Source organism: Enterococcus wangshanyuanii (assembly GCF_002197645.1).
GTDB classification, from domain to species: domain Bacteria; phylum Bacillota; class Bacilli; order Lactobacillales; family Enterococcaceae; genus Enterococcus_L; species Enterococcus_L wangshanyuanii.
In genome coordinates, this window is the sequence record NZ_CP021874.1 from 67614 (window position 1) to 87247 (window position 19634).

A 19634-nucleotide genomic window follows, 5' to 3' on the forward strand; every position below is an offset into this window, starting at 1 on the left:
ATTAGAAGAAAAAATGCTGCATTTAAATAAGGAGTTAACACTGCTATTGGTTGTTTCAGGACAGATTGAGCTAATTTTATTAGATCAGTATATTGTACTGAAAAAAGGAGAAATCTATCTTTTAAATAAAAACGAAGTGATGAGTATTTTTTCAAGCACCAACAATCAGGTAATCAGTGTAGAGTTGAATCTTACCCCGGAAAAGTGGATGCATTGTCAGTTTAAACAATCCAGACCGTTAACAATTTCTAATGAAAAAATATATCAAGAAATTATAAGATGTGTACTTTATAAAGAAAATCCCCAGCGTTTGATGAAGCTCTTGTTGAGAAATCAGATTGTATTTATTGAGAACGCTTTGAGAGATGATAGTAGCTCTTTCAAGGATTTTTCTGAGATTTTGGAGTACATCCATAAAAACTATACGGAGGAATGCTGCTTAGAAAAATTGACTGAATATTTCATGTTGGATAAATATACTCTTTTTCAAAAATTTAGAAAGAATACAGGTTTAACTATGCAAATCTATTTACGGGAAGTCAGACTCTTTTATAGTGTTTGTCTTCTAAAGGAGACAAATACCAAAATCATGGATATTGCTTTGGATACAGGATTTTCTAGCCTTAGAGCATTTAATAAATCATTTAAGGAGAAATTTGGTTTACCGCCATTGTCATTTAGAAAACAACATAAATTGTGCCAAAAAAATAGAGAAAGAGAAGGTGATTTTGAACAAATTGAACAGTTCTTAAAAAGAAAAGCGATTAAAATACCTGAAAGAGTAAAAAAAATGTGAAATCAGATTGATACGCAATTTTAAATTAGATTTTTTTGTTAACCTTTATTTGTATGTGGTTGACAAAAGAGGGGAGAAATAGTATTTTAAAGAGGCAATAAATACTAACAGTTTGGAGCGAATCTATGAAGACAAAAGATATTACGAAAATTGCTATTATGATGAGCATTATTATTGTGTTAGGTTTTTTTCCACCGATTCCAATTAGTTTGTTACCTGTACCGATCGTTATTCAAAATGCTGGATTCATGTTGAGTGGATTACTTTTAGGGAAAAAGAATGGAACGATTGCCACGCTGCTCTTTTTACTCCTCGCAGCAATTGGATTTCCGATTTTGGCAGGCGGACGTGGGGGGATCGCTGTATTTTTAGGTATTACGGCAGGGTATCTTTTTGCCTATCCTTTCGCGACTTTTTTGATTGGCTGGCTAACGGAAACATTTAATCCCAATAATCAAAAGCTGATATATGCATTTGTAATTACCTTTCTCTTTGGTGCAGTTTTCATTGATTTTTGTGGGGCTGTCGGCGTAAGTCTATTATCGGATGTTTCTCTTTCAAAAAGTTTAGTTGCAAGTCTGGCATTTATCCCAGGTGATACAATCAAGGCTTTTCTAACTGCTTTTATTGCTAAGAGGCTTTCAAGAGCACTTCTAAAAAAAGGAGAATAAAGATGAAGGTGATCAGTGGTCTCAGTGTTGATGAACAGGGCAGATGTATTCATTATGCTTCTGAGTATGATGTCGTTGCTAATCAGTGTTACGAGTGTCGGACATATTATGCATGTTATCGTTGTCACGATGAGTTGGAAACGCACGTATTCAAGGCCTGGCCAGTCAGTAAAGATCCTCAGGTCAAAGTGATTCTTTGCGGAGTCTGCTCTAATGAAATGAATCATTATCAATATAAAAAGAACGGTACCTGTCCACATTGTAATCAGCGATTCAATTCCAAATGTATAAATCATGAAGAGATTTATTTTTGCTAAAGGTAGCCCGCCGTTATTAAGAAAAAGAGTCCGCATCAAAACTAAACAATAGTTTTGATGCGGACTCTGTGATTTTTATTGAGTCAATTCCAATAATTTATTTTTCAAATCTTCTTCCATGTGACCTAATTCGATTTCAGCAGCTCTACGTTTTTCTTTTCCTTCTTTTTGAATACGTAGTGTTTCTTGGATCGTTTCTACTAAATCATTTTGTGTTTTTTGTAAGGTTTCAATATCAACGATGCCACGTTCATTTTCTTTTGCTGTTTCAATCGCTGAGATTTTCAACATTTCAGAATTTTTCTTCAATAGATCATTGGTTGTTTCAGAGACTTGACGCTGTGCTGTTACTGCATCTTTTTGACGTAAAAGTGTCAAAGCAATGACCACCTGGTTTTTCCAAAGTGGAATCGCAGTATTGATCGAAGCCTGAATTTTTTCAGCCAATGCTTGATTCGTATTTTGAATCAGACGAATCTGCGGAGCTTGCTGAATCGTGATTTGACGCGCTAAGCGTAAATCATGGGTCCGTTTATCCAAACGATCTAAAAATTGTGTATAGTCGTTAGCAATTTGTACGTCCATCTGATCCCCGGATTCTTCGGCTTTTTTCATTGCTTCTGGGATAATCGTTGTTTGCAATTCTTCAATCTTTAATTCTCCTGCAGCAATATAGATATTCAATGCATCAAAATAATCTTTGTTTTTATTATAAAGCTGTTCCAGCATTAAATTATCTTTTAGCAAGCCATTTTTTTCTTTATCAAGTTTGATAGCGATCTTGTCGATTTGAGCGCCGATTTTTTGATATTTTGCGGTGATTTCAAATATTGATTGTTTCACTTTTCCAAACATTTTTTGGAAAATATTTCCTTCACCTGCACGCAATTCATCAGGATTTGCTTCATTCAAACGGTACATCAAGTCAGTCAATGAATCACCAAGAGGGCCGATATCTTGTGCCTGCACATGGTTTAGCATGGATTGAGAGAACTCTCCTAATTTTGTTTGAGCAGCAGCTCCGTAAGTAATCACGGCTTGCGCATCTTGTACGTCGATTTTTGAAGCTAGTTCGCGTGCTTGTGCTTGACGTTCCTCTGGTAATTTATCTACTAAACGGGCAGCGACTTGCTGATCTTTTAAAGCAGAAATCTCACTTTGTTGTGTGGCAGTCAGTGAATCGATAGGTGTTGAAAACGGATTATTCAATAAATCATCTAAAGTATCGCTGACAGGTGTCACATCTTTTGGCTTATTTTCCATATAGTTTCCTCCTCTGTGCGTAAACGAGCTCACATAGTGCTGCTAATGATATTATTCTTGAGTTTCACTATGTTCATTATCTCTTTTTAAGCTGTTTTTAGCAACGGAAATCTCAATATCTAGATCATCTAAATCGTCTGCGACAAATTGTTCATAATCTTTTTTGATCAATTTTGAGACTTGATCGATAATTTGAGCACTTTCTTCTAATTTTTCGTAGGTTTGTTTATTTTTGATTTCATGATCATCGATTTCTAAATACTTACTTGTTAAATCAACTAAGTTAGGCAAGTGTGTATAAAGAAAATGATTTGCCAAATGAAGCTTTTTAGGCTCTTTAACTAATTCTTTAAACAAGGCCTTTGATACACGCAACGTATCATTACGTAAATCGATCGCTCTTAATTTTGTAGAAGCATTCATATTTTCTTGCAGCTTGACGATTTGTTTTTTCGTTGTGTTCATCGTATCACGGAAAAAGTCGATTTCTTGATCTGTCATACCAAGTTTTGAATAATGCTCTTCTTTTGTCTTGGTCAAACTAGGCAATTGTTCTTCTTTCTTGCCATTTTTTTTATTTGAACTTGTCAAAAGCAACACCAATAATAGTACGAAAGCCACGATAACGGCAGGTAGATGTACGCCGGTAATAAAACGCAGAACGAAGCCAGCTAAAATTAAGTAGGCAATTATTTTAATAAGTTTCCCTGTTCTCATTACAGTTCCCTCCAATCATTTATTCCATCGAAAGTTATTTATCCTTCGCTATATAAGCTATTTTATCACATTCTACTCAAGAAAGAATATCAGTCCAAAGATGGATTTTAATATTTAGAGAAAATGTAAGAAATGGCAAGCGAAATCATCTGATTTTTCCTACTTAAGATGTAGGATGCAGGAGATCGTTCACAAAAAAGTCAAAAGAAATCTGAGAAAAAAGCAAAATCATAAGGTATAATAGATAATAATCATTTGATTAAAAGGAGAAGCATAGTGAAGATAAGAAATTTCATACCGCTTTTATTTGTTGGAGTTATGCTCACGGGTTGTTTTGGGCGTAAAGCTGAGCTAGAAATAATAGAGGACGCATATAAAGAGGATTCTAGCTCAAGCATAGAGGAATCTGTTTCTTTTGAAGGAAACGAAGTATTTTATGAGCCTAGGGATGGTTCTGAAACAAGTAGTACAATAGATGAAAATAAGCAAGCCACAGAGACAACAACAGAATCTACAACTGAAAGTAAAGGCAAAGTAGAAGTGATCAAGACTAACAACGGTGACTTCAAAGTTGAGCTTCCAGCTAATTGGGAAACGGTCGATACGAAAGAATTAAGTGATAATGCAGATATTAGTATTAAAAATCCAAATACAGAAACTTACTATATTGTGTTAAGCGAAGCCAAAAAAGATTTTGAGAATTTTGATTCATTTAAAAAATCAGTCGATCTTTCTGACTTAGGTGAGATATCGAATGAGAAAAAGGAATCGATCAAATACAATAACATCAAAGGTGAACGGCGTAAGTTTACTGCAACGAAAGATGGTGTAGAGGTTTACTACATTTATGATTTAATGGAGAGTGAAGATCACTACCTTCAGTGTATCAGTTGGACTTTAGAAAGCACAAAGAAGGATAATGAGCCTGATATGATCAAGCTTATGAAATCATTGACAGAACTATAAAATAGTTTTTATCGTAAAGAAGGGAAGCACTTGACTTGTTTCTCCTTCTTTTTTTGTCTTTTGATAAGTAAACATACAAAAAAAGTTTGTTCAGACCATTTACTGGTATAATTGAAGTTGACAGGAAAAGTTCTAAGTTATTGTTAATAAATCATGTGATTTGCGCATAAATGAGCAATAAATGGGGAGAAAGGATTCACAAAAAGAAGCATAAGTGATAAAATTTCAAAATTAAGGTATGATATCGATAGAAAGATTGGTGAACAGTATGATGCGTTTTGAAGATTTTGAAGAAAAAACGATTTCCAGAAATGAAATTTTTAAAGGTCATATTATTGAGGTCGTCGTCGATGACGTTCAGCTCCCTGATGGAGGAACAGGGAAACGTGAATTAGTTTTTCATCCAGGGGCTGTTGCAGTTATTCCGATTACAGCGGATAATAAAATGATCATGGTCAAACAATATCGAAAACCACTGGAAAAAGTTACTTTGGAGATTCCTGCTGGTAAAATCGATCCAGGAGAGCAAAATAATCCTAAAGAAACAGCTGAACGGGAATTGGAAGAAGAAACAGGCTATCGTGCAAACAAGTTTTCTTTCGTAAACTCTATGTATGTTTCACCAGGATTTGCTAATGAACTGCTGCATATTTATTTTGCTGAACAACTTGAAAAAGTTCCTAATCCTCGTCCGTTAGATGATGATGAAGTGATAGAATTGTATACATTAACATTAGCTGAGGCAAAGGCTGAAATCGCCAGCGGATTGATTTGTGATGCTAAAACAATCTTTGCTGTGCAGTATTGGGAGTTGCAGCAGCTAAAGGAGGATAAACGATGAGCAAAAGTCCGCTGGTCACTCGGACAGAATTACGAAAGCGAAAAGAAGAGGCTGAAAGAGAAGAACAGAAATATTTGGAACAACAAAAAAAAGAAGCGGATAAAGAATACCGCAAAAAGGAAAAAGAAATTTCCAGCTTTTACCGCAAAGAACATAAGAAGCAAAAGGAGATCACAAAAAGCCGATCAAATGAACAAACAAAAATTCGCGAGCGTAGTAGTACCTTGACGAAAGCTATTATCGTTGTCGCTATCTTACTCGCGATCGTTATATTTATTGTATTGAATTTATAGAAAAGAGGTAATCAGCATGAAAATCGGTATTATCGGTGCGATGGATCAGGAAGTAAAAATCTTAAAGGAAAAATTATCAGATACTCGGTCATGGGAAAGAGCAGGAGCACTATTTGTCTCAGGTTCTTTAGGACGTCATGAAGTGATCGTGGTTCGTTCTGGGATCGGGAAAGTATTGTCAGCAGTTACGACAACACTTTTGATCCATCAATATGGAGTGAATATGGTCATCAATACTGGTTCAGCAGGTGGAATCGGTGCTGGCTTAAAGGTTGGGGATGTAGTGATTTCTGATAAGCTAGCATATTTCGATGTGGATGTAACAGGCTTTGGTTATGCTCCTGGACAGCTTCCGGGGATGCCATTGTATTATGAATGCAGTGAATACTTGAAGTTGGAAATGAAAAAAGCCGCTGAAAAAACTGGGATGTCTGTTCAACATGGACTGATCGTTACAGGTGATTCATTTGTCAATGATAAAGTAAAAGTACAAAAAATTCTTCAAGAATTTCCAGATGCATTGGCTTGTGAAATGGAAGGGGCATCTATCGCTCAAGCTGCGGCTCAATTCAAGATTCCGTTCCTAGTTATTCGGGCAATCAGTGATACAGCCGATCATGAGGCAAGTCAAACGTTTGATGAGTTCATTGAAGAAGCAGGCGAGAAATCTGCTCAAATGGTGATTCATTTTGTAGAACATCTTGTCTAAATTGGAGGGATAGCGATGAAAGCACTGATTTCTATTGATTATACAAATGATTTTGTAGCGGATAATGGCGCTTTAACAACAGGTGCTGCCGGTCAAGCAATTGAACAGGCTATAGTCGATTTAACGAAGAGCTTTACTGAAAAGAATGAGTTTGTTGTTTATGCGATTGATCGCCATGAAAAAGAAGATCGCTACCATCCTGAAAATAGATTATTTCCTCCTCACAATCTTAATGGTACAACAGGTAGAGCATTGTACGGAGGATTGGCTGATGTTTACAAGGAAAGCAGTGAACTGCCAACTGTTTATTGGATCGATAAGCGACATTATTCTGCATTCAGTGGCACGGATTTAGACATCCGACTGCGTGAAAGAAACATTACCGAAATTCATTTGTCAGGTGTTTGTACAGATATCTGTGTCCTGCATACAGCAATAGATGCATATAATCTAGGGTATCAAATTGTTGTGCATAAATCAGCTGTCGCAAGTTTTGATCCAGTTGGTCATGAGTGGGCGTTAAAACATTTTAAACAAACATTAGGTGCTCAAATAATTGAATAAGAAAAACGGTTATGAAACGATAGAAAGAAGTTTCATAACCGTTTTTTTTTTCTAAAGATCACTATTTTTGTATTAATAGCAAAGGAACTATTATAATAATAAAGAACAGGAGAACTTATTAATCAGAGTGGATGTGATCAAATGCAGATACTGAAAAAAGAAGTGACTGAGTTTGAACTGTTTTATGATTTGATTTTTGCTTATGCTATTAGTAGAATTGCCTCTATTTTACTTGTCGGTACAGATCACCTGTTGTCTTTTAAAAGTATTGGAGAATTTTTGATGCTGACGCTTGTTTTCTGGACTATTTGGACGTACCAAACTGTTTTTGCAAATCGTTTTTCGATCAAAAATAAGCTTAGCGCTCTATTTCTATTTTTTGATATGTTTTGGGTCATTGTTTTAGCACAGTCGATCAATGTTGATTTCGAACGAACACATTTTACATTTGCTGGAGCAACTTCTATTTTATTTTTTAGCATTGCGTTACAATATTACCTGAAGATGAAAAGTACGGATAATGAAATTATTAGAAAATTGTGTATTCAATTGGCTGCCGTTTTAGTCGTAAGTGGAGTGATCGGGTTCATTTCAATTCTTCCTTTTGGAAACTATTGGCTTCGTTTCTCTATCTATGTATGTTCAATTTTTATCACCGCTTTTTTTCCCATCGTGACGAAAAAAGCATTATTGGATTTTCCTACGAATTTTGAACACTTGACCGAGCGTTACAGTTTGTTTACCTTACTGTTGTTTGGTGAAGCTGTGATTGCTATTGCTAGTACGATTTTGTTTAATGACATTCAGCTGAGCAGTGTTTTGTTCTTTTTATTGATCGTTGTGATGTTTCTATTTTATAATACAATCTATAAATCAGGAATCGATCGGCAAAAAACAACGGCTGGTTTGGTCTTGATTCATTCTCATTATTTTGTCTTTGCCGGGTTGGAGTTGTCGATCGTTTTGTATGAAAGTTATGTAAAGAGTGAAATCGATCCGCTATTTTTTGTGCTCTGTTTAGCTGGCAGTCTAATCTGTTTTTTAGGGGGTACGCTTGTTAATATGGTCATCTACACGAAAAAAGAATACAACTATCTCCCTTTTATCAGTAAAAATGTTCTTTATTTTGTTGGCTGGGTAGTGATTGGATTGCTCCTACAAGATTATGTAGCTCCTTTCTTGTTTGTGAATATCATTTTCTTACTATTCTTCCTTTATAAAGTGAAGCAAGAGCTGAAAATTCAAGCTGAATAAACAAGAACCATCTTTGATCATCTTTTTCGATCAAGGATGGTTCTTGTTTAAATAGGCTATTTTTTGTTTGCGTGTTAGTTTTTTAAAAGCATACTCCGCCTTGGTTGCGTCACTGCGGCTGGTAAATTTTTCGATGTGGATCATTTGTGCGGGTAAACGGGAAGCAAGCCGCGTGTATTTTGCCCCAGTTCCGCTATTATGTTCTTTCAGGCGGCGATCAGGGTCAGTTGTGTAACCGCCATAGTAAGTATCATCTTTACAATGAAGAACGTAAAAGTAATGCTCAGTTTCCATATAACATCGCCTTCATTTCTGGTAAATAATTATTTTCTTCATTATAAGTAAATAGAGGAGAAAGAACACGAAAACCATCTTTCTTTCCTTGTTTGATTCCTTCGATCAACAATGCATTTGCTTCTTTTCCAACTTTGGGATAGACAAACCGAACGCGTTTAGGAGCAATATCGGCTGCTTCCATCGCATGTAAAATATCTAAAAAGCGATCAGGACGGTGAACCATCGCTAAACGCCCATTAGTCTTTAATAGTTTTGAGGAGACCTCAACGACTTCAGTTAACGTCGTGTGAATTTCATGACGGGCGATCGCTAGATGAGGATTGGGATTTTTCTGACTGGTTGGTAACTCCTTAAAATAAGGCGGGTTGCATAAAATAAGATCGACAGAGTCTGGCTTGATCGCAGTGGTTGCTTTTTTTAAATCTAGTTCGATCATAGTCATCTGCTGTTCTAGCTGATTAAGCTGAATGCTGCGCTGCCCCATATCTGCCAAGCGTTTTTGAAGTTCGATCTGTACGATCGTAGCGTTTGTTTTCCTGCTAGCAAATAAACCCACAGCGCCATTACCAGCACACAAATCTACGACTAATCCTTTTTTGGGCAGTTTCGGAAAATTTGCCAGTAAGACAGCATCGATCGAAAAAGAAAACACCTCTTTACTTTGGATAATCTGAATATCATCAGCAAATAATTGATCGATTCGTTCACCGGGTAATAACATGTATTGTTCATTCCTTTATATGTATTCTAATTAGATTTTTTTCATTAAATAGAACTTTGTTGTTCCTTCAAATGGAACATCATCTAGTTTTCCAAAAACGGAATAACCAAATTGTTCATAAAATGTTTTTGCTTGGTAATCCTGTGTATGGATCGTAATGATCGCTGCCCCTTTTTTTGCAGCAAATGCTTCGGCTTTCTTTAAAAGCTGAGTCCCATAACCTTTGCCGCGAGCACTGTTGACAAGAGCTAGCAAAGAAATATGTGTGATGTTCATCCATTTATTTGCGGTGACTCCGCCAAGATAATGGCCATCGTCATAAAGGGCCAATGAAAAATCACTATTTGATTCAGAAGGAATTTGCTTCTCTTCAAGTTGATGTTCAGAAAGCAGTTCGATCAGTTTCGCTTCATTTTCGCTAAGTGCGAGTTGTTTGAATTCAACCATAAGATAACCTCCAGTTTTCTTAGATTATATAGTAATTGTGCGAAAATAGAAAGACCTGGCAATGATTCTTAGTGTAAAAGACACTTTGATGGAATCACTGAAATCCTTGTATTATACTACGATTAAGAATCATAAGAAACTAACTAAAAAGACTTGTCAAACGCCAAAGCTTTCGGCATACTTATAACTAGTGAAAAGAAAGGAAGAAAATTATGTTTTTTACATTTATGCGCGGTGTTGTACGCGTTGTGCTATTTATTATCAATGGCAATGCACATTATGAAAAAAAAGACCGTATTCCTCAAAATGAAAATTATATTTTAGTTGCACCTCATAGAACGTGGTGGGAGCCGCTTTATTTGGCTGTTGGCGGTTCACCTAAAAAGTTTAGCTTTATGGCTAAGAAAGAACTATTTAAAAATGGTATTTTAAGCTTTATCTTGCGTCACGCCAATGCTTTTCCAGTCGATAGGGATAAGCCAGGACCAAGTGCGATCAAAACGCCGGTCAAAAGTTTGAAAAGCACAGATTTGAGTTTGATCATGTTTCCGAGCGGGACGAGACATTCTTCTGAACTAAAAGGCGGTGTTGCTTTGATCGCCAAAATGGCGAAAGTCAAAATCGTTCCAGCAGTTTATCAAGGACCATTAACATTAAAAGATTTGTTCAAACGTCGTCGTGTCACTGTGCGTTTTGGAGAACCGATCGATATCAGTGATGTTCCAAAAATGGATAAAGAGGGTATTGCTGAAGTTGAGCGAAGAATGCAAAACGCATTTGACAGTTTAGATAAGGAAATCGATCCGAACTTCAAATATGAAATCAAAGAGTAAATCAAGCGGACTAAAACCTAAATAGGTTTTGGTTCTTTTTTTGATGCAATTTTAATAATTACGATACATTTGAATGACCTCTTTTTCCATAAATTTGGTATAATAGTGAGAAGGACTTTTTTTAGGTGGTGAAGTAATGCGTTTTTTACATACAGCTGATTGGCATATTGGCAAGAAACTGCATGGATTTGATTTACTAGAGGATCAAAAAGCAGCATTTAAACAAATTCTACAAATCGCAAAAACAGAAAAAGTTGATGCGATCGTTATTGCAGGTGACTTGTATGACCGTTCTGTACCAGCGGTGGAGGCAATCGAACTTTTCAATCAAATGGTCATTGAAATGAATTTGCAGGAAAAGTTTCCACTTTTAACAATTTCGGGTAATCACGATAGTAGTACTCGTCTAGAGACCGGTGGCCCTTGGTTTGCGCAGTCTGATTTTTATTTGCATACACGCTTGGAACAGGCATTTCAGCCAATCGACATGGGAGATACTCAATTTTTTTTATTGCCATATTTTGAGCCGATTTCTGCTCGTCTATATTTTGAAAATGATGAAATCAGAACGATCGAGCAGGCAATGAAGGAAGTCGTCAAAGAAATGGTATTACATTTTGATCCGGAGAAGGCGCATGTTTTAGTCAGTCACTTTTTTGTGGCCGGCAGTGAAAAAACAGATTCAGAAACCAAATTGATGGTTGGCGGACTAGATACGGTGCCACTAGCAACACTGGATGTTTTTGACTACGTCGCATTAGGTCATCTTCATGGGAAAAATGCTCTTAAATCAGAAAAAGCTAGATACAGTGGCTCGCCATTGAAGTTTTCATTGTCTGAGCTGAATCAGACAAAAGGGGTTTGGCTCGTAGAGGTCGACGCTCAAAAGCTAGCACTTGAATTCAAAGAAATTCAGCCGTTAAGAGATATCGTTCAGATTGAGGGGAGCTTCAAGGAACTGATCGCACCTGAATTTTATGAAACGATTCAAAAAGAGGATTATCTTCATGTACAATTGACAGATCGCGCGGTTATCCCAAACATGATGAATCAATTAAGGCAAGTATATCCTAGAATCATTGGTGTTGAACGACCATATGGAAGAGAAGATCAAACGTTAAAGAAAACGGTGAAAGCGGAATTTAAAAAATTAGCACCAAATCAATTGGTCGAACAGTTTTTTTCAGAAGTCACGGGCGAAGAACCTACTGGTCAACAGCAAAAATGGATCAAAGAGCAATTAGCTGAAATTCATCAAACAGAAAGAGGGAAGTAAGTTGAAACCATTAACACTAACATTGAAAAACTTTGGCCCTTTTATTGATGAAACAATCGATTTCAGTCAATTTGAAGATTCCTCATTATTCTTGATCAGTGGTAAAACAGGATCTGGAAAAACAACGATCTTTGATGGCTTAAGCTATGCCTTGTTTGGCGAAAGTTCTGGCAAGCTGCGGCAAGGAAAAGAGATGCGTTCAACTTTTGCGGATCCTTCTGAACCAACGGAAGTTCATTTGTCTTTTTCACACGGAGACCATTTATATGACGTTATAAGAAAGCCTGAACAGGAACTATTTAAAAAACGTGGGGATGGTACCAGAGTGCAGAGTGCCAAGATTTCATTGGTCGTTAAAGACCATAAGGGCAAAGAGCTTAGAGAGTATACCAAACGGCGTGAAGTCGATACTTTTATACAAGACTTGCTCCATTTAGATGCGAATCAATTTGCCCAGATCGTACTTTTACCCCAAGGTGAATTTCGTACGTTTTTGATTGCTAATAGTAGTGACAAAGAAAAGGTTCTAAGAAATCTTTTTGGCACTCGTTTATATCAGACCTTGAATGAACAGCTTAAACTACAGCTAAAGGAAGTCAATAAAGGGATCGAAGCAACACAACAAACCATTGAAGCTAAGCTGGATCAATTATATTGGCAGACGGACATAGAAGCCGAACAAACGGTGGAACAGCAGTTGGCCCTAATGAATCTACAGCAAAAAGAAATGCAGGAACACCAAAAAATGAATAAAACTGATTTGTCTGTTCTTAAAAAGCAAAAACAGGCGAAAGAACAAGAAAAATTTCAGTTGGAAGAACTGATCAATGATTTTGCTAAGCAGGCACAATTAGAAAAACAAAAGACTGAGTTAGATGAAACAGCTGAATTGATCGAAAAACTACGTGTAGAAGAGCAGCAACTGAAGTGGGTCAAAGATCATCAAAGCTTGATCGAAAAAATCGATGAAAAAAATCGGGCGGTTTTATCCTATACTGAGCAAATAAAGTCCAATCAATTAGAACAAGAGAAGCAGCAGGAATTAGAACAATACTGGAAAAAAAAACATGAGACCAGTCAAAGTCAAACTGAAGCAATGGCTCACATGAAAGAAAAGATCACTAAATTACAATTTCAAATTCCTTTATACGAGGAAAAAGAGAAAGTGACTGAAACCATTCAGCAAAATCAACATATTTTAGAAAAAATCAATGATCGATTAGCAGAAATCAAAGAACAGCAAGTCATCACGAAAAAAGCATATCAGGAACAACTGTTGATCGTCGAACAGCAATCAACGATCGAAAAAGATCAGTTGACACTAGAACGAAATAAGGAACAGTGGGCAATTTTTCTAGAGAATTGGGAAAATAAAAAACTTCTGGAACAAAAAAAAGAGCGGTTAGTCAAAGAAATGGCCAATCAAAAAACAACATTAGCAGAAGCTGAACAAATGAAGGCAACTATTTACGATCAAGTCAAAAAACAAAAAAGTCAGTGGGCAAAAATGCAGATCAGTCGCCTAAGTCTACTTTTGGTTGAGGGAGAACCTTGTCCTGTTTGCGGATCTATTGAGCATCCTACGCAAAATGAACACCAAGAATTTTCGCTAGAGGAAATCCAGACGATGGAACGTCAATTAGATGAGCTGGAAAAAAAGGCACAAAAGCAAGAAGCACTTACAGCAACACTTCAATCGGAGCTCACTCAGTCGCAAACAAGTGAAGTGGAGCTGGCTAGTGAGCTACAAAAACAAAAGAAGAAGCTGGATGTATCTAGTGAAACCCTAAATAAGATCTCCTTCTTGACGCTAATAGAGCCAATAAATGAAGAGAGTATCAAAAAAGGGATCGACGAATTTGAAAAAGCAGCTCATGATTTGAACCAAGCTTTAGAACAAGTTGAATCAGCTAAGTTGAAGCTCATTGAATTAGCATCGGCTGTTGATCAGCAAATGGAAATGCTTAGCGAGCAAGAAAGACAATGGAATGAAAAAAATCAAGAGCAGATTTCAGCTAAGACAAAATTAAAAACTATCTCAGAACAATTACAAGATCAAGAGACTTCTTTAGCTGATGTGTTAAGTGAAAAGGAACAGTTGGAACAACAATATACCCAGTGGGAAGAACAGAAACAAACAATCGAAGAGCAATGGTCAAAAGTAAAAGAAACACATTTGATTTTAAAAAATACAGCGACTCATCTTTTAAACGAAAAAGAAACCAATTCTGCAGAACAAGTAAAGTTACAAGAGCAGCTCAAACAGGCGATCAGCGACTCAAAGTTTCGTTTTGAGGAACAAAGCTTGCGATTATTAGTGCAGGAAGTTCCTAAATTGGAAAGAATCACAGAAGAATTAACAGCTTTTGATAAGAAAAAAGATCAATTGATTTTCCAACTCGCTGAGCTAAATCAGAAATTAGAAGATAAAGAACAACCTGAAATCACTGCGATCATAGCTGAAATTACTTCTTTATCTAATGAAATTCAATCAAAAGAAGAAGCTTACTACCAACAACAAGAAAGAATCCAATCAAATGAAAATATAGCGAAACAAATCAAAGAATTGATTGCTTCTGTTGAACAAAAATGGGAAGAAGTCACAGCTTTGCATCAATTATCAGCAACGATCAATGGCGATAATCCAAGAAAAACCAGTTTAGAACGATATGTCCTTCAAACGTATTTGGAAGAAGTATTGACTGTTGCAAATCAACGCTTAGGTTTGCTGACGAATAACCGATATCAGTTCGAGCTGAACCAAGATTCAGGTAGTTATAAAAATCAAACAGGACTTGAAATCAATGTGTATGATGACAATGCCGGAACAAGCCGGAGTGCCCATACTCTTTCAGGTGGAGAAAGTTTTATTGCTGCGTTAGCATTGGCTTTGTCTTTAGCAGAAGTCATCCAGGAACAAGCTGGTGGTGTTTTGATCGAGGCACTTTTTATAGATGAAGGGTTTGGGTCTTTAGATGAAGAAGCGCTGGAAATGGCAATGGAGGCCTTGGAAACAATTGAAAATGAAGGAAGAATGATCGGTATTATCAGTCATGTAAGTGAATTAAAAGCAAGAATTCCGCAACAGCTACAAATTAAAACAAACGGTAATGGTCAAAGTAAAGTAACATATCAAATAGCATAGGAGGTGAGCATATGAAGTGGAGTATACCAGAGCGTATTGTAGAGCGCGGTAGAGATTATATGAAAGAAGGACGTGTTTTGTCGATCGTCCAAGATTCTGAAAGAAAACTATGGCATGCTGAAGTGTTAGGCAATGAACTATACCACGTACAATTAGATGGTTCAGCAAAAGAAAACGACATCTGTGAATGTCCTTATTGGATGGATCATGGGTACTGTAAACATACTGTAGCTGTCGAGTTATCTTTACGACAAAAAGGAACCTCAAGGATCATCAAAGAGGATCAGCCTCAGGTATTTGAAAAGCGTTCTGTATCTATGTCTGAAATGTTTACAAAAGGTTTTGCTAAGCTAAATCAAACAACTGAAACAGAAAAAATAGTTCCATTAGTTGTTGAAGTAGTCATTGATGTGATCGAGACTAATAATTATTATCCTGAACTGGCTGTTTTAGGAGTCTCTCTTCGATTAGGGTATCAAGGAGTCAAACCGAAGACTTATATTATCAAAAATATTGGCGAATTTTTACAAACCTTTCAAAAAGAAGGTACTTTTTTAGTCAATAAACAGCACTACTTTGACTTAAAAAAAGAGGCATTTTCGATCGAAGTACAAGAATTATTGACGCAATTGGCTGCTGTTTATCAAACAAGTCAGCTGCTTGGTGCCAACGGTGTCCAAGTGAAAGGGAAAATCGATAAGCGTTATCTCATTTTGCCGATTGATCAAGGGCAGCAGTTAATTGAAAAAATGATCCACATTCCCTATTTTCAGCTGAATGATGGAGAGAAAAAGTATCGTCATCTGACATTTACTAAAGGCGCGTTGCCGATTCTATTTGATGTTAGTAAGCAAAATGACGGTACATATAAATTAATGATCGAAGATCGAATCACTACGTTTTTAGCACACTATCAGTGGGGGATCAGTGACAATCAAGTTTATCTGTTTACGTCAGAGCAAGAATCGATTTATACGACCTTGCTTCAATTGTTGAAACGGATCGAAAAGCCTGAAATCATTTATGAGAAACACGAACTATCAGATCTATTTGGTTCCGTTGTGCCATTATTAGAAAAAATTGGAACGGTTTCTGTAAGTGATGAAGTCTCTGGAGAAGTTGTTTATCATTCATTAGAAACAATCTTTATTTTTCGGAAAATCAAAGGAATGATCAAAGTTCGAGTTGACTTTACCTATGGTGATGTTGTTTTTTCAACTGATGAAATGCATTCGGTCGCTTCGGGGGCAAATCAAGAAGTGATTCGTGACGGCAAAAAAGAACAAGAAATCCTTGAGCAGCTTAGCACATTCGGTTATCAAAAAAGCGTTGATGCCTATGAAAAACCATTACCAGCCGGTGAACGTTTGTATTACTTTTTTAAAGCAGAGATCCCTGCTTTCAGACAACTAGGCGAGGTTCGTATGGGAAAAAAACTGCGGGAATTATTCTTGGATGCTCAACATCATCAGCCAATGATCGAAGTTTCTGATTCTGATTCTTGGTTGGATGTTCGTTTTGACATCAGTGGTATTCGTGAACAGGAAATCGATGAAGTTTTATCAAGTTTATTACGGAATGATCGTTTTTATACCTTAGAATCAGGAGAGATTTTGTCGTTTGATTCAGAAGAATTTCAACAAACCAGTGAAATACTAACGTTGTTGAGACAAAACATGAAAAATGTTCAAGGAACGATTCAAGTTCCTAGAAACCAAGGCTTGATGATCGAAAATATGCTGGAGAATAATTCACGGGCGCATTTTTCAGAATCATTCAAAGAAATGGTCGCAAACCTGACGCACCCAGAAGAGTTCGAAGCGAAACTACCTGAAAATATTCAAGCGACGCTCAGAAATTATCAAGAGGATGGATTTAAATGGCTCAAGATGCTAAGTTATTATCAGTTTGGCGGTATTTTAGCAGATGAAATGGGTCTCGGGAAAACGTTGCAGACGATTACTTATTTGCTTTCTGAAAAAGAAGAAAATAGAATCAAAGGCAAAGCATTGATCGTTGCACCAGCAAGTTTGATTTACAACTGGGCAGCAGAAATCAAAAAATTTGCACCAGACCTAGAAGCAGCTGTTATTGCAGGTAATAAGGCAGAGCGGGAAGTCATTGCCGCTCAAGCAGATCTGGATATTTTGATCACCTCATATGCGAGCTTGAGACAAGATATCGATATGTACCAGAAATTTGGTTTAGGCTATCTGATTTTGGATGAAGCCCAAATGGTCAAAAATAGTGGGACAAAAACAGCTCAAGCGCTAAAAAGCTTAGTTGTGCCTCAACGTTTTGCATTGAGCGGGACGCCGATCGAAAATAATTTAGATGAATTATGGTCGATTTTTCAAATGATTTTACCTGGTTTATTCCCAACACGCACATTGTTTAGAGCGATGAAACCGGAAGAAATCGCCAAGATGATCCAACCATTCATCTTGCGTCGGGATAAACAGACAGTACTTAAGGACTTACCTGAAAAAATTGAAAGTAATTTGTATAGTGTATTGACGGAGGAACAAAAAACAGTTTATCTAGCCTATCTAAAACAAATGCAGGAAGATGTCAGTCAGATGGATCAAGATACGTTCAAGAAAAATCGTTTAAGTATTTTAGCTGGTTTGACAAGATTGCGTCAGATTTGCTGTGACCCTCGATTGTTTATCGACGATTATTCTGGTGGTTCTGGTAAACTGGACCAAGTGAAAGACCTATTGATCGCAGCTAAAGAAAATAACCGCCGCGTCTTGCTTTTCTCTCAATTTACCAGCATGCTGTCTATTATTGAAAAAGAATTACATGAATTAGGGCTGTCGACCTTTTATCTAAGAGGGAGTACGAAACCCAAAGAACGGATGGAAATGGCAGATGCTTTCAATGCAGGTGAGAAAGATGTTTTCTTGATCTCATTGAAGGCTGGCGGTACAGGACTTAATTTAACAGGAGCAGATACGGTTATTTTGTACGATCTATGGTGGAATCCCGCTGTAGAAGAACAGGCAGCTGGACGCGCACATCGTATTGGGCAAAAGAATGTCGTTGAGGTCTGGCGAATGATCGCCGAAGGAACAGTTGAGGAAAAAATGAATTCTCTGCAACAGGAGAAACGGGAGCTATTCCAAAAAGTGATCCAAGGGAATGAAGAGCAGCTAGCCAAAATGACCGAAGATGATATTCGGGCAATTTTGAGCATTGGAGAGTTGTAAAAAAGGAAACAATAGTGAAGTTGTATGCGCTAGCTGATGTGTTCAGAGCGCAGCAGCTTATTCGTAATTAGAGCCCGACACAAAACTGATTTTTTAGTTTTGTGCCGGGCTCGGTTTTTATTTCTTTATGAAAATATCGATTGAATGACTGGCAGCAATTCATCAAACGATGTTACTTCATGAAGATGTGTTGGTGTTTCATTTTCAGGGAGAGCTCTTAAACGGTGATTGAACCAAAGAGAGTGCCAGCCGCCATTTTTAGCACCAGCAATATCATTTTCAAAGCTGTCACCGACATAAAGTGTATGTTCAGCGTCCATAGAAAATTCTTTTGCAGCTAAGTCAAAAATCTCTTTTTCTGGTTTTTGAAAGCCAGTACTTTGAGAAATAATGATATTATCAGTAGGCACCCATTGTTCAAGCTGGAGTTGTTTTACCTTTTTATATTGATGGTCTGTCGGACCATTTGTAATGATTCCCATTGGAATATTTTTGTTTTTTAAGAAGTCAAAGACTTTTTTTAATTCAGGATGCATGACGATATTGTCTAATTCCTTCTCATATATTTTTTGAAAAGTGAGGCCATCTTCTTTTGTGACGGAAGAGTATCCTAAATCTTTCAATGATTCGTCGATTCGATAAAAACGCATAAAATCTAATGTCCATTCATTGGACATTACTTTTGGAAATGTTTCATCGCTATGAAAGCGAAAACGAATGTAAAGCTCATGCATATCATCTGGTTTCACAGTAGGAAAAACTGTATTGATCGCATTTCTAAAAGGTTGTTGCTGGTCATAAATCGTATCATCCACATCAAAAACAATAGTTTTCATTAAAAAAATTGCACTCCTTAATATTTTTCAGAAATTTTTTCAATCTCATTTTCATTGTAGCGAACTTCACGAAAAAAGAACAGAAAGAAATTTTTAATGTTAAAGGTAAATTTTCTTGAAACAGGAGGCTAAATACTATTGAATGTTAACTAGATTGTTTAGAATAAGGCTTTAAAAAAAAATATACATTTAGTATAATATAAACAGAAACACCGATTAGGCCTATCTTCCCCAAGATATAAGCAACTTATCGGTGTTTTTTAATGATGTACATGTATGTATATAATTTAACAAATACTGATCGTCTTTTCAAGTATTTGAAATAACAGAGGTCAAAATGTATAAAAAACTAAAACTAAAGTTAATTATAAGAATTACAAAGTAGTTATCTGATATTTTTACTAATTATATCTGAAAATCCTACCGATGGATTTATTAAAAAATTTTCATAATAGTGTTGTCTATTTAAAGAAATA

19 protein-coding genes are annotated in these 19634 nt (G+C 36.5%); 13 read left to right on the forward strand and 6 right to left on the reverse strand.

The window, feature by feature from the left end:
- The first annotated feature begins 13 nt into the window (after positions 1 to 13).
- The 3 genes from CC204_RS00325 to CC204_RS00335 all read left to right on the forward strand — a co-directional run bounded on the left by CC204_RS00325 (position 14) and on the right by CC204_RS00335 (position 1784).
- Positions 14 to 796 (forward strand): helix-turn-helix transcriptional regulator, encoded by a 783-nt coding sequence (locus CC204_RS00325; RefSeq protein ID WP_162288307.1) that lies wholly within the window; start codon positions 14 to 16, stop codon positions 794 to 796.
- Positions 797 to 921: 125 nt separating this feature from the next.
- A complete protein-coding gene (locus CC204_RS00330) occupies positions 922 to 1467 on the forward strand; it encodes a biotin transporter BioY (protein WP_088268250.1) in 546 nt (181 codons plus the stop codon).
- 2 nt (positions 1468 to 1469) lie between these two features.
- Positions 1470 to 1784, forward strand: coding sequence for a CHY zinc finger protein (locus CC204_RS00335; protein WP_088268253.1), 315 nt, complete (start codon positions 1470 to 1472; stop codon positions 1782 to 1784).
- A 75-nt stretch (positions 1785 to 1859) separates the two neighbouring features.
- On the opposite strand, the gene CC204_RS00340 is transcribed toward CC204_RS00335, so the two are convergent.
- The gene (locus CC204_RS00340; RefSeq protein ID WP_088268255.1) at positions 1860 to 3047 is read right to left on the reverse strand and encodes a toxic anion resistance protein; all 1188 of its coding nucleotides are present in this window, start codon (positions 3045 to 3047) and stop codon (positions 1860 to 1862) included.
- A 51-nt stretch (positions 3048 to 3098) separates the two neighbouring features.
- Positions 3099 to 3764: a 5-bromo-4-chloroindolyl phosphate hydrolysis family protein gene (locus CC204_RS00345; RefSeq protein WP_088268257.1), complete on the reverse strand. Its 666-nt coding sequence runs from the start codon at positions 3762 to 3764 to the stop codon at positions 3099 to 3101.
- 276 nt (positions 3765 to 4040) lie between these two features.
- Here CC204_RS00345 and CC204_RS00350 point away from each other — a divergent pair, with 276 nt between their 5' ends.
- The 6 genes from CC204_RS00350 (at position 4041) to CC204_RS00375 (ending at position 8391) form a co-directional block, all read left to right on the forward strand.
- Complete coding sequence (locus CC204_RS00350; protein ID WP_227011206.1) at positions 4041 to 4730, forward strand: hypothetical protein; 690 nt, start codon at positions 4041 to 4043, stop codon at positions 4728 to 4730.
- A 268-nt stretch (positions 4731 to 4998) separates the two neighbouring features.
- Positions 4999 to 5571, forward strand: coding sequence for an NUDIX domain-containing protein (locus CC204_RS00355; protein WP_088268259.1), 573 nt, complete (start codon positions 4999 to 5001; stop codon positions 5569 to 5571).
- Entirely contained in the window at positions 5568 to 5864 is a 297-nt protein-coding gene (macP, locus tag CC204_RS00360) for a cell wall synthase accessory phosphoprotein MacP (RefSeq protein ID WP_088268261.1), read from the forward strand. Before CC204_RS00355 ends, macP begins: the two co-directional genes overlap by 4 nt.
- A 16-nt stretch (positions 5865 to 5880) precedes the next feature.
- Entirely contained in the window at positions 5881 to 6573 is a 693-nt protein-coding gene (locus CC204_RS00365; RefSeq protein ID WP_088268263.1) for a 5'-methylthioadenosine/adenosylhomocysteine nucleosidase, read from the forward strand.
- Positions 6574 to 6588: 15 nt separating this feature from the next.
- Positions 6589 to 7137: a cysteine hydrolase family protein gene (locus tag CC204_RS00370; protein ID WP_088268265.1), complete on the forward strand. Its 549-nt coding sequence runs from the start codon at positions 6589 to 6591 to the stop codon at positions 7135 to 7137.
- 141 nt (positions 7138 to 7278) lie between these two features.
- Entirely contained in the window at positions 7279 to 8391 is a 1113-nt protein-coding gene (locus tag CC204_RS00375; protein WP_088268267.1) for a low temperature requirement protein A, read from the forward strand.
- 30 nt (positions 8392 to 8421) lie between these two features.
- On the opposite strand, the gene CC204_RS00380 is transcribed toward CC204_RS00375, so the two are convergent.
- Genes CC204_RS00380 through CC204_RS00390 form a run of 3 tightly spaced genes read right to left on the reverse strand, consistent with a single transcriptional unit; the run spans position 8422 to position 9856 of the window.
- Positions 8422 to 8685 (reverse strand): GIY-YIG nuclease family protein, encoded by a 264-nt coding sequence (locus CC204_RS00380; protein WP_088268269.1) that lies wholly within the window; start codon positions 8683 to 8685, stop codon positions 8422 to 8424.
- Positions 8675 to 9409: a tRNA1(Val) (adenine(37)-N6)-methyltransferase gene (locus tag CC204_RS00385; protein ID WP_088268271.1), complete on the reverse strand. Its 735-nt coding sequence runs from the start codon at positions 9407 to 9409 to the stop codon at positions 8675 to 8677. Before CC204_RS00385 ends, CC204_RS00380 begins: the two co-directional genes overlap by 11 nt.
- Positions 9410 to 9439: 30 nt before the next feature.
- Positions 9440 to 9856 (reverse strand): GNAT family N-acetyltransferase, encoded by a 417-nt coding sequence (locus tag CC204_RS00390; protein ID WP_088268273.1) that lies wholly within the window; start codon positions 9854 to 9856, stop codon positions 9440 to 9442.
- Between the two features lie 212 nt (positions 9857 to 10068).
- Between CC204_RS00390 and CC204_RS00395 the strand changes: the two genes are divergently transcribed.
- From CC204_RS00395 to CC204_RS00410, 4 genes are all read left to right on the forward strand, one after another.
- The gene (locus CC204_RS00395) at positions 10069 to 10689 is read left to right on the forward strand and encodes a lysophospholipid acyltransferase family protein (protein WP_087639602.1); all 621 of its coding nucleotides are present in this window, start codon (positions 10069 to 10071) and stop codon (positions 10687 to 10689) included.
- Between the two features lie 136 nt (positions 10690 to 10825).
- Positions 10826 to 11965, forward strand: coding sequence for an exonuclease SbcCD subunit D (locus CC204_RS00400; RefSeq protein WP_088268275.1), 1140 nt, complete (start codon positions 10826 to 10828; stop codon positions 11963 to 11965).
- A 1-nt stretch (position 11966) separates the two neighbouring features.
- Positions 11967 to 15110: an AAA family ATPase gene (locus tag CC204_RS00405; RefSeq protein WP_088268277.1), complete on the forward strand. Its 3144-nt coding sequence runs from the start codon at positions 11967 to 11969 to the stop codon at positions 15108 to 15110.
- 11 nt (positions 15111 to 15121) lie between these two features.
- On the forward strand, positions 15122 to 18322 hold the full coding sequence (locus tag CC204_RS00410; RefSeq protein ID WP_088268279.1) for a DEAD/DEAH box helicase: 3201 nt from the start codon (positions 15122 to 15124) through the stop codon (positions 18320 to 18322).
- 125 nt (positions 18323 to 18447) lie between these two features.
- Here CC204_RS00410 and CC204_RS00415 read toward each other — a convergent pair whose 3' ends face one another.
- Positions 18448 to 19158: an HAD family hydrolase gene (locus tag CC204_RS00415; RefSeq protein WP_088268281.1), complete on the reverse strand. Its 711-nt coding sequence runs from the start codon at positions 19156 to 19158 to the stop codon at positions 18448 to 18450.
- Positions 19159 to 19634: the final 476 nt, after the last annotated feature.